The 14,716-nt window shown below is 41.3% G+C and carries 13 protein-coding genes; all 13 read right to left on the bottom strand.

Features of this window, described 5'->3' with window-relative positions; all coding sequences use genetic code 11:
• Nucleotides 1-38: 38 nt before the first annotated feature.
• The 13 genes from BJP37_RS33225 to BJP37_RS33170 all read right to left on the bottom strand — a co-directional run bounded on the left by BJP37_RS33225 (nucleotide 39) and on the right by BJP37_RS33170 (nucleotide 14,416).
• Nucleotides 39-1,259, bottom strand: coding sequence for a glycosyltransferase (locus BJP37_RS33225; RefSeq protein WP_229415535.1), 1,221 nt, complete (start codon nucleotides 1,257-1,259; stop codon nucleotides 39-41).
• Nucleotides 1,260-1,394: 135 nt separating this feature from the next.
• A complete protein-coding gene (locus BJP37_RS40500) occupies nucleotides 1,395-1,595 on the bottom strand; it encodes a hypothetical protein (RefSeq protein ID WP_158069871.1) in 201 nt (66 codons plus the stop codon).
• A gap of 1 nt (nucleotide 1,596) precedes the next feature.
• Nucleotides 1,597-2,826, bottom strand: a complete 1,230-nt coding sequence (locus tag BJP37_RS33220) for a glycosyltransferase family 4 protein (RefSeq protein WP_075905428.1) — start codon at nucleotides 2,824-2,826, stop codon at nucleotides 1,597-1,599.
• On the bottom strand, nucleotides 2,798-4,066 hold the full coding sequence (locus BJP37_RS33215) for a polysialyltransferase family glycosyltransferase (RefSeq protein WP_075905426.1): 1,269 nt from the start codon (nucleotides 4,064-4,066) through the stop codon (nucleotides 2,798-2,800). The genes BJP37_RS33220 and BJP37_RS33215 overlap by 29 nt, the downstream gene beginning before the upstream one ends.
• Nucleotides 4,067-4,424: 358 nt before the next feature.
• Nucleotides 4,425-4,931, bottom strand: a complete 507-nt coding sequence (locus tag BJP37_RS33210; RefSeq protein WP_075905424.1) for a KdsC family phosphatase — start codon at nucleotides 4,929-4,931, stop codon at nucleotides 4,425-4,427.
• On the bottom strand, nucleotides 4,928-5,782 hold the full coding sequence (gene kdsA, locus BJP37_RS33205; RefSeq protein ID WP_075905422.1) for a 3-deoxy-8-phosphooctulonate synthase: 855 nt from the start codon (nucleotides 5,780-5,782) through the stop codon (nucleotides 4,928-4,930). Before kdsA ends, BJP37_RS33210 begins: the two co-directional genes overlap by 4 nt.
• Before the next feature lie 578 nt (nucleotides 5,783-6,360).
• Complete coding sequence (locus BJP37_RS33200) at nucleotides 6,361-7,209, bottom strand: sulfotransferase domain-containing protein (protein ID WP_075905420.1); 849 nt, start codon at nucleotides 7,207-7,209, stop codon at nucleotides 6,361-6,363.
• Nucleotides 7,210-7,302: 93 nt separating this feature from the next.
• Complete coding sequence (gene kdsB / locus BJP37_RS33195; protein WP_075905418.1) at nucleotides 7,303-8,028, bottom strand: 3-deoxy-manno-octulosonate cytidylyltransferase; 726 nt, start codon at nucleotides 8,026-8,028, stop codon at nucleotides 7,303-7,305.
• Between the two features lie 8 nt (nucleotides 8,029-8,036).
• Nucleotides 8,037-8,912 (bottom strand): glycosyltransferase, encoded by an 876-nt coding sequence (locus tag BJP37_RS33190; RefSeq protein WP_075905416.1) that lies wholly within the window; start codon nucleotides 8,910-8,912, stop codon nucleotides 8,037-8,039.
• A gap of 291 nt (nucleotides 8,913-9,203) precedes the next feature.
• A complete protein-coding gene (locus BJP37_RS33185; RefSeq protein WP_081431418.1) occupies nucleotides 9,204-9,845 on the bottom strand; it encodes an acyltransferase in 642 nt (213 codons plus the stop codon).
• A 255-nt stretch (nucleotides 9,846-10,100) separates the two neighbouring features.
• Nucleotides 10,101-11,378: an ABC transporter ATP-binding protein gene (locus tag BJP37_RS33180; RefSeq protein ID WP_075906698.1), complete on the bottom strand. Its 1,278-nt coding sequence runs from the start codon at nucleotides 11,376-11,378 to the stop codon at nucleotides 10,101-10,103.
• Nucleotides 11,379-11,380: 2 nt separating this feature from the next.
• Complete coding sequence (locus BJP37_RS33175; protein ID WP_075906696.1) at nucleotides 11,381-12,190, bottom strand: ABC transporter permease; 810 nt, start codon at nucleotides 12,188-12,190, stop codon at nucleotides 11,381-11,383.
• Nucleotides 12,191-12,622: 432 nt separating this feature from the next.
• Nucleotides 12,623-14,416, bottom strand: coding sequence for an SLC13 family permease (locus BJP37_RS33170; RefSeq protein ID WP_075905414.1), 1,794 nt, complete (start codon nucleotides 14,414-14,416; stop codon nucleotides 12,623-12,625).
• Nucleotides 14,417-14,716: the final 300 nt, after the last annotated feature.

The following is a 14,716-nucleotide window of genomic DNA, read 5'->3' as shown; positions in this document are numbered from 1 at the left end:
AATTAATATAAAAACTAGTATTTTTCAGTAGCGACTTGCTAAATACTAGTTAAAATACTCTGAAGTTTTTCTGGGAGCTGATCAGTAGAGTGAAGACGTCTATAACCATCAAAATCAGGTTGCACTTGTTGGTTATAGTTATCCAGTTGACTACAAAGGCGACCTATAGTATAAATACATTGCAGCACATCCCCTTCATTAATAGTCAAACCCAATTTAAATTTACGTACTCTCTCTGCCATACAAAATTTGCTGCTCACAATCACAGGTTTTTCACAAACTGCTGCTTTAGTTAGGATATTGCTACTGTGGGGGAAGTCATGATAGGCAGCAAATAAGATATGACAAGTACTAACTAAAGCGTTGAATTTTGCTTCATCAGGAATACGCTCAAAATAAAAAAAGCAGTTAGGTAACTTTCGGTCAATAAGAGTCTGGAGTCTTGCTTGCTCTTGGTAAGTGTAGCTGTGCTTGGATAACTGACCGGCGAAGACAAAAACATAGTCTTGTTTCACCATCTGCTGAGCAACTTCTAAAAGTGTCAGAACTCCTTTGCGCTGGGATTGTATTCCTAGTAATCCAATGATTTTTTTTCTTTTCGCTTTGGCTTGAATTTGTTTCACGATTGACCAATTCAAGTCTGGAGCTGACTCGTCGGTAAAATCGGGAAACGTAATGACAGTTTTGCCGTTGATTTTGCTTTGTAATTGGTTAGCAATCCCTTCGTCAAGAACAGCAACAGCTGGGCAATTAGAGGATTTTAACGCAGCATGAGGTTTTAGAGGACCTCTATTGATAGACCAAAACTTTTGTTTAAGCCTCAAATGACGAGGTTGAACATAGAGACCAGACCAAGGGTAAGGGAAAATATTGTCTACTATATGGTGTAGCAGGTAGGGCGCTAAACAACTATCAAGCCAGGGAAAAAATACTAGATCGGGTACTTTACCAATTTTTGATGAAGCATACTGAATGCTAGCTTTGGCGTAATACCAACGTTTTACTGCATTCAGGGCTGTGCGAATTCCATTGATCCTAAATGAGCTAGGCTCTGGTGTTTGACATTCAAAAACCTGGAATTGCTCTTGATAGTTAGGGCAGTTAAAGGCAACCCATTCAGTTAATTCTAATGGCTTTGGGCAGAAGGCTATTACTTGATGACCAAGCTCAAGCAACATTTTGGTGAAAACCTTGAGGTATGTTGGACGATGTCCCTTCCAATTTTCCTCAATGATAGCAATGGTTTTCAAGGTAATCACCTCTTAAAATAATTATATCTGGCTACTAGCTATCAATACATACTAACTAAATAGATATCAGGGATCATAATTTTACTTTTACAGAGTTCTTAATATACTCTCTCTAATACTAATTTCAATAAATATTGGTGACCTTTAATCAGCCATCATATGGAATTTATATAGTAAAGAGAACAGGGAGTAGGGAGTAGGGAGTAGGGAACAGGGAGTCGGGAGTCGGGAGTCGGGAGTCGGGAGTCGGGAGTGGGAAAAAATAATGTTTACGTAATAGCTATGAGAAACGCTATATAAGTTTCTAGAGTCATCTAATAGTGCTGTTGACGGATGCGATCGCATTCTAGTTTTGTAACACCTGATGATATAGGTCGATATATCGCTGGGCTTGCAGTTCAAGTGAATAGTCTTCCAAAGCAATAGCACGACACTGTTGTGCCATGGTTTCCCGTAGCGGTTTGTCTTCCAGTAACTGCACAATACCATTACAGAAATCTTGAATATCCTCTGGCCGAGCTAAGTAACCAGTAATACCAGGACGTACCAAATCGGGAACGCCGCCGATGTTGAAAGACACCATGGGGGTACCACAAGCCATACTCTCTTGCAGGACCACGGGAAGATTGTCCGCACGGGTGGGGAAAAGAAACAAATCAGCAGCAGAATAGGCAATGGCTTTAAAGTGATCATTGCTGGCATAACCAAGATTCAATGCTGGGATGCCAACAGTCTCAGCAATCGTTTCGCCACCACTACCAAAGGTTAGCACTATAGTTTCCGCCTTGATAGACTGGGGTAGACTTTGCAACGCTTTCAACAGCAAATCGCCGCCCTTGCGCTTCTCGGCTAAGTTTGTTGCAGCAAACATCAGAACTGTTTTGCCCGTGGGAATGTTGAGTACAGATTTGCACTGTTGAGATTCGAGGGGCTGATAGACTTCGGTATTAATACCATTTGGAATATGGTGAATCCCAAAGCGGTTGAGCATACTTTGCTTAGCTTGCTCACAAAGCCAGCGACTGGGAGTAACAATTGTTAAGTTTGAGTGACTATAAGCCCAGTTTTTTAGCTTCCACTCTATATGAGTATTATCTTTTGGAATAGCTGGGTAAATATTTAGATCAGGACATTTTCCACAACCACGTTTCCAGCGATCGCAGTCATAGCTATAGGCACAATGTCCAGTAAAGCTCCACATATCATGGAAGGTAAACACAGCAGGTTTACGTTTAGTTAATGAAGGGATTGCTAAATAATTAAAGTATCCACGACTGCCACCATGAAGCACATGAAAATTGAGTACATCGGCGTTTTTATAAAAGCTGTGCTTAGGAATCGTAAAGGTGCCCAGTTTATTAATATAGTAAAGTCCTAGTTGTTGGGTAATCGGGGCAGTTAGTTTATCTAGAATGGCTAAACGGGCAGCATAATCTACACGATCACTAATCGTTTTGGGTCTCCAGACTAACAAGCGTGAGTCTGCGCCTTGACCGAGCAAACCTTGATGGAGTCGGTAGCCTGCGATCGCGGCTCCCCCAGAAAGATCAGATTGATTGATATGTAGGACTTTCATGGTGCTCGCTAATGATTCCAGGTACTTCAACGTTGTTGATTGCTGCTCTTAACTCCTGTTCGTGTTCCAACCTACCAGCTGCATAATTTTCATAGAAAAGCTTGGAAGTAATCTGGTCTCCAAAGCCAACAATACTGGGAACATTAAACAGTAGCTTTAGGGAGACACAAGCTGTACTGACAGCAAACACCCTGGGTTGATTATTGACCCTTGAATCTAGGGGTAGGAAAGCTTCTGCAAAAAAGACTTCAAAGGGCAGAAAAAAGAGGTCTGGTTCTGATAATATTATTATTTTATCAAACAATTCAGATAGGGCATCCTCCAACTTCTGGAGTTTGACATTGTCATCTCTAGGATGGGGTTTTATGACCAGTACTGTGTTTGGCTCTATACCTTCACCGATCAGGAATTCACGGTAAGCAGCGATTTCATTATCCAGAGACATTCTACGAGCCTCAGAGAAATTTGAAGTGAGTAGGATTGAAACGGGAGATTCAGCAATTTTATTGCGAAACTGGACAACGTATTCTGGGTTTACCAAACCCCTGAGCTTTTGAAACGTGTCGAGAAGCCACACTTTATTTAATGTGACAGTTTTCATGGGAGGTGATTCCCCAAACGCTTCAGGTAATACAAAATAACCGATATCAAATTTTGGTCTAATTTTTAGATAAGTGATTAGTCGTAAACTAGTTTTTATTTTACGAACTAATGCTTTTTGTTTTTTTTGTATATAGCTACTTAAATTAAATTTAGGTTCTGGCTTATCTGCAAATAATGCTTTTGATTTTACCGAAAAGTAAAAGCCAATACTATCACCGTAACCAAGTTTCAGGGCAGATTTGTAAGTATTAATCAGTAGCTTATTTCCAAACATCCAATTCCGGCACAGGTAAATTTCATCAGCCCTATTAGTGCCAACCATTTCATGGACTATCCGGAAAATTTTTGATGGGCTGGAATAGTCTAATCGACTCTCAATATCACTGAGTTGCTCAGGGGTGATGTACACAATTTTCTGCCACTCCCCCACTAACTCTGCTATCCTTTTGATAAAGGCGGCAAATTCATCAATTTGCCCAGGGGGAGAATAGAGATGATAAATAACAAGGTAATCTTGGTATTTAATAGTAAGGTCTTTTTGCTGTTTTTCCCGGTAACTAAGCACTGATAAGGCAGTCACTAGTTGAATGGTGCCTTGACAGGTAATGATGCGTTTAACAAGCTTAGGATTTGTCATTTTTTTTATAGAAGATTCAGCATTGCTCCTGGTTAAGAGCTAAGCGGTCAGCTATCAGCGGTCAGCGGTCAGCGGTCAGTTGAGGTAACTGAGATTAAACCAATGCTTACCTGTTTAATTCAAAAGCCAGCTGTTCCCGTAGCGTGGGCGTAGCCCATAGGCTTACTACTTGAAAAACATTGCCTACTAACCCTTTCAGACGTTATGTTTTGAATCGGGATAGTCTTCTATACTTCCTACGGGCATCAAGTGAGCTTTTGGTTCAGCTGTAGCGTTTAAGTTCTAGGCTGCGGGGGCTGATAGCTGATAGCTGATAGCTGATAGCTGATAGCTGATAGCTGAATACTGAATACTTACCTTAAACCTGTGCTTTGAGCAACAGGTCACATATTTCTCGAACCGCTCCTTGCCCACCTGCTAATTTGGTAACATACACAGCAGTGTCTTGGTTTTCTGGTATCCCATCAGCAACAGTTAAGGGACATCCTACAGCTTTCAGAACTGGTAAATCAATTATATCATCACCAACATAGGCGACTTGGGCAAGAGATAAACTCAACTGTTCACAGAGTTCTTTGAGCACAGCTAACTTATCTTCAATGGCAAAAAAACTGTACTTGATTCCTAGCTTTTGGACTCGATGTCGGGTTGCCCTAGAATTGCTATTAGTTATAACAGCTACCTCAATTTCAGTCTGTTGGAGTAGCCTTATACCCATGCCATCTTTGACATTAAACTTTCTGAGTTCTTCACCGCTTTCTGTGTAGTAAAGTCCGCCATCGGTCATGACTCCATCTACATCTAGGGCTAGCAGTTTGACCTGGGATAAACGTGCTTGTAATTCAGTCTCAGGGATGTTGTTCATAGCAAATTTTCCCGCAAATTTTCCCCAGTTGTAGCGTCCAAAGCTGCACGAACATTCAGAATTCCCTTGAGGACATTTTCCAGTTCTGCCAATGGTACCATATTCGGACCATCACTAAGGGCGATGTCAGGATTTTCATGGATTTCCATGAACAGAGCATCAATGCCAACGGCAGCGGCAGCTCTGGCCAAATAGGGAACAAAGTGCCGCTGTCCACCAGATTTATCTCCCTTTCCTCCTGGCATCTGGACGCTATGAGTGGCATCAAAAACTACAGGATAACCTAACTCGCGCATCTGAGGGAGGGAGCGAAAGTCTACCACTAGGGTATTGTAACCAAAACTAGTACCCCGCTCTGTCAGTAAAATATTCTTGGCTCCCCCAGCTTCCAGTTTGGTGACCACATGCTTCATATCCCAAGGGGCAAGAAACTGACCTTTTTTGACATTAATTGCCCTACCTGTAGCAGCCGCAGCGATTAGCAAGTCAGTTTGGCGACACAGAAACGCTGGGATTTGCAGGACATCAACTACTTCAGCAACCGTTGCAGCTTGGTGACTTTCGTGGATATCGGTAAGCACTGGCACACCCACCTTCTGTTTGACCTTCTGGAGAATGTCTAGACCTGTGTCTAGGGTTTGTCCCCGAAAGGAGTTGATGGAAGTTCGATTGGCTTTGTCAAAGGAAGACTTGAAGATGAAAGGAATATTTAAGCGATCGCATACTTTATGGATCTCCTCTGCCATTTTTAAGGTAAAGTCTTCCGATTCAATCACACACGGACCACCAATCAGGGTGAGTGGGTAGCGATCGCCAATCGAGAGGGTATCTGTGATTTGAGCGCGAGTCATAAATTAGTTACCAAAAAAATTGGGTTTAAAGCCCCGTCCTTCGTTCGACGGCTTTTTTTTAAAACTTTTTCTTGACAGTTTGTACTAGGTGTGCTAGTATAAGATTATAAACAATAGACTTTTAAAAGAGATAGATACTATCTAACCATAAGTAGGCAACGTAAAAAATATGTCTGAGATACATATTGCGTAATTTAGTCTAACGACTTTAACGTCTATGAAAAATTTAGATCTAAAAAAGTATCTATCTCTAAAAAAAAAAGTAAAGGTACGGTGGGGCACACCGAAACCATTATCTATGATCAAAACGCTTAGGTCGAATCGGCCTCTACTCTTTCTGGTTCCGACCTGGCTGAGCAAGTCGGCTCGTTGAAGTAAGAATCCCCGTTCTTACAGGACGGGGAGTGTCAATTATTGTTAACTATACAATGGGTTGTACTAATATGTAAGCTGTCACCCATTTAAACTCCCTGGTATTAAATCAGAAAAAAAACCCTGAAACTCTTTTACCTTCTGCCTTCTGCCTTCTGCCTTAGCAAGGCAGGCTGATTAACGTCAGAAGCCAACGTAGACTATGCCTATTTAGGCATCTCATAACCGAATTGCTGCATGGTTGCACTGTGTAACTCCCAAAGAAGGCTGAGCTGGTTGTCGGTATAGTACTTTTGCCAGCCATTAGCTTTTCCAGAGCGGATATGTTGCGGGTCTTTTTTATGCAGCTCCTCAAATGAAAGTTCTTGCTTGGAGGGATTATAATCTAGACTAATCAAGGCTTTTATCTGCTGACATGCCCTGCGCCTATCCGCCAGCACATCTTCAAAGCGGAGTCTTAAAAGTCTGTCATTTAGAGAAGGTATGGCTTGATTCCAACTTTGATACCATTCACTCCACGAGCCAAATGTAACTTCTCCTCTAATTACTTCATCGAGAGTTTTAACGTCTTGCCAGAAATCCTTGATGAAATTGAAATAAGACCAAAGAACAGAACCGGGATGACGAACAGCTAAGATGACGTATTCCCCTTCAAAATATTCTTGGTAGGGTAGTTCGTGGGTTTTGATAAAGAAGGGAGATTCCTCAGCTGCCAATTTTTGGCGATTTTTCGGCGTTAGCACGCTCAAACAGCCAGGAAGTAAGTAGCGGCAATCTTTCGTATAAGGGGGCACATTCAGGTCATACAGAGCAATCCACTTTTCTAGATTGTTTGTATTAATTTGAGCATGCAACTTACCCCACAAAGATTTTGAAATTATCTTGTCCTTTGGCCAACGCCAGTTTTTGATAAAATTTACGGCTCCACTAGCATAGGTCTCAGGTTTCCTACTACCTCCGTAGACTACAGTCATTGGTCGCTCAAAGAAAGTTTGAATTGTTTGCTGGGTCAATGAGTTTCCAGAGCGTGGATATGAGGCAATGTAGATAATCATTTATCTATTGATAGACTTACATATTAACAGAATTTTTAGCTACTTAGGGAAAACTGGGATATATTCTCAATAATTTGGATAGCATCTCCAGGTTTAATGATAAATTAAGGCTTGAGCTTTAACTAAATCCTCAGGGGTATTAATCTCCAAAACTGCCTTTTCAGTAATACACACCCGAATGGCAAATCCATGTTCAAGTACTCGCAACTGCTCTAAGCCTTCACACCTCTCTAGGAGTGTGGGTGACAGTTGAGCATATTTGCTCAGGAAATCTCGCTCAAAAGCATAGAGTCCGAGATGGTGGAATACAGGTGCATCTCCAGAATTCCGGAAGTAAGGAATGGGAGCACGGGAAAAGTAGAGGGCGTGATTTTTGCGATCGCATAAAACCTTGACTGAGTTAGGGTCTTGATAGCTTGTTGCCATATCCAGAGGACAAGCAAGAGTCGTCATCGCAGGGAACTCCCCTTTGATATAAGGACTTACCAGCTCGGTCAGCATCTGACCAGTAACAAAAGGTTGGTCTCCTTGGACATTAACGATTACCCTCATTTCCGGATAACGTTGAGCTACTTCTGCAACCCGGTCAGTACCAGTAGCATGGTCTGAGCGAGTCATTTCCACCTCTCCCCCAAACTGCCCCACACAATCGGCAACTAATTCAGAGTCAGTGGCAACTACCACCTTAGTGAAATTAGGACAACCTTTAGCTGCCTCATAAACCCTCTGTACCATTGGGCGATCGCCAATCATTGCCAAAGGTTTACCAGGAAAACGAATTGAATCATAGCGAGCAGGAATAACGGCAATAATATTCATAAACTAAGTTACCTAACTGGTGATATAATCACGTTTATAAAATTGCTCAGTAGCTTTTTTAAACTCTCGTAAAGACGAGAAATAACTGGAGAGTATCTCACTTTTTTAAAAATACTCCGTGATAAATTTTCCTTTAGTAAATCACGCCTGACGTAGGAACGAGCAAGGCTTAAATCAATATCATTTTGGCTGATATAACCGCACTCCCTAGCTTCATTAAAGTACTGAAACCATAAATCTCCATAGGGATGATTAGAAGACTTCCAGGGTTGAGTGTAGAGGTTAGTATAGTGGATTAACTTCGTATTGTTGTCATAGTAATCAAAGACATTCCAAAGGGGGTCTAGTTCTCCGATTTGGTAATGGTGATGAGCCAGAAAAGCCGGACTCATACGGGCAAGATCAGGATAAGAATATAAACCTTGCTCAATTTCGTCGTAGTAGGTTTCTAAATCAAAGTTAGATTTTTGACAATCGATCAGCATTACACTCAAGCCCCAAAGGTCTTTACCTTCAGTGCTATAAGCTCTTTTTGCCAGGAAATCACAGCCATTCAAAGGTGTCTCGAAGAGTTCACCAATATCAGTTAAACAGATAGTATCTGAGTCAATATAAATAGCTTTACCTTGATAGTTACACAACTGTGGAATCAAATATCGGTAGAGACTAAACTCAGTTGTATTGCGATATTTAACTCGTAAAGACATGGGAGCGAGATAAGGCTGATCATCATTATGTTCAATAGCATTGTGGGTGCCATTAAAAACATAAATATCCAGTTCCCTACGGCTATGCTTACGAAGAGAGTAAATTGAGACTTTCCTCTCCACTAGACTTGCTTCACCAGAGCCGATAAATACTCGCACACGCTCTTGATTTTTCATAGCTAATTGTCCTAATAGTGCTAGGGATTATGGCTATCTAGGATGTGGCTAAACTAAATTAGTATAAAATTATCGCTACAAAGCTTACTCAAAGAGGCTTGTAGCGATAACAAAAAACAATGTTTTTTAAATTTAATTGTATTGACTCCCTTATAATTTAAGGAGTTAAGCTCAGTTAAACTACTCATTTACTATCATCAGTCTAGGATAGTCGTGATTATTTATTAGTAATAAATAGATGAGATAAATCTATTTATTTGTGACTAGTTTTGTGAAAAACAATTATCCTATTTACTCCTGTTTACTATCTTTATATTCACCACGTTTACGAATAACCTTGCCCGGTACTCCTACAACTACAGAGTAAGGCTCAACACTCTTAGTTAAAACTGTCCCAGCACCGATTACAGAACCTTTACCTATTCTGCAACCATCAAGGATTCTTACTCCCGCCCCTATCCAAACATCATCTTCTATAATGACACCTTTTTTAGTAGACGGTTGAAGGTCGATAGGCGTATCAAGATCGTCAAAAGTATAGTTTGAAGTAACAATTACAGTATGGGTAGCGATTCTGACCCAGTTTCCTATAACTAAGTCACCTGCACCATAAAGAAAACAAAAAGGGTTAACACTACAGTCACTACCAATTTTTATCTTACCCTCTGCAGAGATGAGCATTGCTGAACTTCGGATAATGGAGCGATCGCCAATATGAATAGCAGAGTCTTCTAAATTACATTTAAGCGTTACATTATTTTCTACAATGACGCGATTGCCCAGAAATAATTTACTTAAATTATTTTTGATTACGCTTTTACCTATATAACAGTCTTCCCCAATATTTCCAAGTTGGTTACGATAATAGTTGTGTCTGATTTTCTGTTTATGATTATTCCATAATTTATTGATTAACTTAAAGAATTCATACATATAGCAAAGGGAACAGGGAATAGGGAATAGGGAATAGGGAGTAGGGAGCAGAGTTGCGTAGGGTGCGTTAGGGGCGGGCTAGCCCTCATGTTCAACCTCGAGCGCCAGTGTTGGGACAGCCCGCCCCGTAACGCACCACCTTTGGGCTAGCCCTCATTTTCTCGGTAGCCAGTGTTGGGACAGTCCGTCCGGAAATGAAACGGGCAAGATGCCCGTTCCACGCCTGATGCCCATTCCACCCACCGGGTCAATATATTAATGGTATAAAACTTTCCATTTTCTAGGTTGATAAAATTGACATTCTGACATTAAACTATTACTTTTCACTTGAAATTTAAATAAAACGTGGTCGTAGATATATTTAGGTCGTTTTTGAACCCATAATTTAGTAGAATAATAACCTGGCTGTAATCCAAGATAAGGCATTTCTAGCTGAAGTTCAACTACTCCATTAGAAATTTTAAATATTGTGTTATCTAGATAACTATCTAAATTTAATAATGGTTCTCCTTCCCCACAATTTTGTCTAAAAATAATACAAAAGCTTCCATTATAAATTTCTGTGTGAGCTTTGCACTTAACACATAAGGATACAGGTTGACCACTGAGAGGATAGTCAATCCTATTTCCTTGTCCATCTCTAAAGTAAACGCCAATAATATCTAAACCAGTGCTTTGTTCTGCTGGTTTCTCTTTAAAGAAAACAGCTCCTTTGGATTCCTGTTTATTATCTAGAAACAAATCTTGATCATATTGTTGCATTACCACAGCCGCCTTACCAACTGCTAGTAATTTTCCTCGTTCAAGATAAATGGCTGAATCACAAATAGATAGAATAGAATTAGGATTGTGAGCTACTAGAACAAACGTTGTACCTTTATCCCGTAATTCAGACAGCTTTCTATAGCATTTCATCCTAAACAGAAGATCGCCGACTGCTAGCACCTCATCAATCAGAAGAATATCTGGTTCTGTATGAATTGCACTAGCGAAACCTAACCTTGCTGCCATTCCAGAACTATAGGTTTGTACTGGCGAATCAATGGCATCCCCAATTTCTGCAAACTCTAGAACTTGATCAAACCGCTGATCAATTTCTTTTTTCGACAACCCCAAAATCGACATATTAGCATAAATATTTTCCCGCCCTGTCAAAATCGGATTAAACCCTGCTCCCAAAGCAATCAATGGTGCCAACCGACCTTTAACTTCCACAGAGCCAACATCCGGCTTAATCAAACCACTAATAATTCGTAATAATGTCGATTTACCACTACCATTTTTCCCCACTAAGCCAATTGCTTCTCCTCGTCGCAATTGAATACTGACATCTTTAAGTGCCCAAAACTCCTTTTTCCGCAGCTTATCATCCTTCTGCCGCAATCCTAATAACTCAGTGCCAATATCATGAACCCCATATAATAAAGACCGCTTCAAGTCCCGACAAAACTTTTTAGAAACCCCATTAACCGAGAGAATGATTTCACTATCCTGGGATTTGTCCTCAAGGTCTTGCTCAGTGGTACTAATCATCATTAAGAACTCATCCTCTCAACTACAAAAGGCATGGAGAGACGATAGAAAATCCAAGCTAGTAGCAATCCCACCACAGCAATTCCACTCGCCACCCAAAATCCCAGGGGATCGGAGATCACACCTGTGGTTGCCAACTCTCGTGTTGTCACCAGCAAAGGAGTGACTGGATTGAATTTCACAATAGCGCCAAATACCCCCTCACTAGGAACTGGATAGACAACTGGAGTCAGAAATAACCAAAATCCAGTTGCCAAAGTAAGACCCATATAAAAATCTTTATACAAGGCTCCCATCGGGGCTAATAACAAGCCAATAAATGTTCCAAAAAATACAAGATTAATCAAAGCAACTGGTGCTATAATCACGCTCCAACTTACTGGCATCTTGAACCAGATAAACAAACCAAAAATCAGAATCAGCTTGATACCAAAGTTAAAAAATACTTGACCGAGTTTGCTAAGAATAATCGCTTCACGGGGGAAATTAATTTTAGCCAACATTGCCTTGGCCTGGGTCACGGCTTGGACAGGACCATTCAGTGTTTCCACAAAAGTCTGCCACAGGGTCATGCTAAACATCACATAAGCTGGATAGGGTAAATCTGTGCTACCAACATTAATCACCCCGTTACTCTTAGCCATAGTAAAGCCAACAGCTGTTACAATTGGTGGTATAAAAGCCCAGACAATTCCCAGAAATGACTGCCGGTATTGGGCACTGATATCCCGCACCAGAAGTCGCCAAGCTAGTTCCCTAGAAGCCAGCAAGTCTCGCCCCATCTTTTGAAATAATTGAAGCGGATGCCTCATCTGACTCTCAGGAGTATAAACCACCCTGGGTAATCTCTGATCTGATCCTTTAGTCCGTTTCAAAACTATCTCCTCACTTTTCTAGCAGTTATCAATTGGGTGAGGTACAAATTTTCGGGTTTCAGGGAGCAGGGAGCAGGGAGCAGGGAGCAGGGAGCAGGGAGCAGGGAGCAGAAATACAGGTTATATTTAAAAGTTGAATCTAGGTTAAATCTAGAGTTATCCCTGAGAATAATTATCTGTTCAGTTATTCACAAATTATCTATTAAATCGGGATAGTTTAGCAAAGTAATTAAATTCATTGGTTCAGAAAAAAGCTCTAAGCTGTTGCACCTTTAAATTGGATATTATTCAGTTAAAAAAATAACCGTGTCTTGATGCAAAGTGCGAGTGAGGAGGGAATAAAGAGCACCCTATTTATAGCGGTAAAACTCAAGACAACCCATACAGGGCAATCACCAGTGGCGGAATAATCAACGCCATCAACAAACTTAATGGGGCACCCACCCTAGCAAAATCCAAAAACCTGTAACCCCCTGGCCCATAAACCATAGTATTGGTCTGATACCCAATCGGAGTCATGAAACTATTGGATGCGGCAAACATCACCGTAAACATAAACGCTAAAGGATTCAGACTCAAACTCTTAGCTACCTCCACAGCAATCGGCAATAGCAACACTACCGAAGCATTATTAGACAGCACCTCTGTGATCAGGACAGTAACCACATAGAACAGTGTTAACAACCAATAACCAGGCAGATTACCCCCTAGTGCCACTAGATTTTCGGCTAACCATTCAGTTGTGCCTGACTGCTTCATCGCTATCCCCAAAGGAATTAACCCAGCCAGCAGGAAAATAATATCCCAGCGTACTGTTCCGTATAGTTCCCCAGGCTTGAGACAACCAGTGATCACCATCAAGACTACTCCCAACAAGGCACTCACCATAATCGGTAGCACATTAAAGGCAGCTGCTAAGACTACCCCGACACTAATTGCGATCGCAATCCCTGCTTTCTCTCGCCGTAGGGTTTCTAAATCTCGCTGTCCAATCACCAACAAATCTCGACTAGTTTGCAATCCCAACAAACTTTGCCTCGGACCTTGTACCAACAGCACATCACCAAAGTGCAAGTAAACTCCTCCAAGTCTTTCTCTGACCAGTTCCTGTCCCCGTCGAATTGCCAAAACCGTACTGTTATAGCGTTGCCGAAACCTCATATCCTTTAAGGTTGAGCCTATTAAATTAGAGTTAGCCAGGATCAACACCTCAGCAATCCCCTCCTCCCCAGAGGTAAGACCGGTTTCCAAGGGTTGCTGTCCAAATTGGACATCAGCTAAGATTTCTATCCCTCGTTGATCTTTGACTCTCAGCAGACACTCCCGACCAGACCTCACAATCAAAATATCCCCTGGTCGTAATACTTTATCTGCCAGCGGTTGGGGAAAACGGCTACCATTGCGAATCAGTTCCAAAACGTCCAAATCAAACTTCCGCTGGATTTCACTAGCACGTAGGGTTTGCCCAACTAGGCTGGAATCTGGTGTAATTACAATTTCACTGACATACTCTTTGAGATTATAGTCTTGAGTGACAATACCATTGCTGGCTACTTTACGGTTGGGCAAAAGTCGGGGTGCCACTAGAGCCAAATATGCCAATCCTATGGTGAATGTAATTAGCCCCAATCGGGTGAATTCAAACAAGCTGAAATCACCATAGCCCAACTGTTTAGACAACCCACTGGCCAAGACATTAGTGGAGGTGCCAATGGTAGTGATCATGCCCCCTAAGATAGTGACAAAGGATAAGGGCATCAAAAGCCTAGAAGGGGAAATACTTTGCTTGCGGCACCAATCTTCTACAATGGGAAGTAGTACAGCTACCACAGCAGTATTGTTGATGAAGCCCGTTATCGGACCAGCAATCATTCCCATGGTAAATATTTGCTGGGTTGACTCCTTGCCTCCCCACTTCAGCAGTAGGTCATTCACGATTTGAAGCGCCCCAGTTCGGGCAATCCCAGCACTGAGGATAAACATAGCCATCACAGTGATCGTGGCAGGGTTGCCAAAACCGGAGATTCCCTGTTCTGGGGTGACTAGCTTTAGAAGCATCAGTAACACCATCACTGCGATCGCAGTGATATCCACTGGCATCCATTCCCTAATGAAACTGATTAAAGCTAGTACAACAACGCTCAGGGTAAGAAAAATAGTCATAGATAGCGTAGGATCTCACCAAAAAAGACTACCTTAATTAGGTAGCTCATGGACATCAATCAAACATTTTTATAAATTTACCTATCCATGGAATTTATCTCGCCATAGGATTCAATAACGCTATTAGTTAGCGTATCCTTCATCAAATCTATAATTTATAGTTATAGATTTGATCAGAATCCTTAGGACATCAAATTAATTTAAAGGTAACTTCATAACTTCATAACTTCGGAACTTCGGAACAATAATGTACTAGTCTTTATTCCCCGAATTCATCCGTAGTTATGAAGTTAATTATTC

It is taken from the genome of Moorena bouillonii PNG (genome assembly GCF_001942495.1).
Lineage (GTDB): Bacteria > Cyanobacteriota > Cyanobacteriia > Cyanobacteriales > Coleofasciculaceae > Moorena > Moorena bouillonii.
This window is presented reverse-complemented; position numbering and strand designations above follow the sequence as displayed.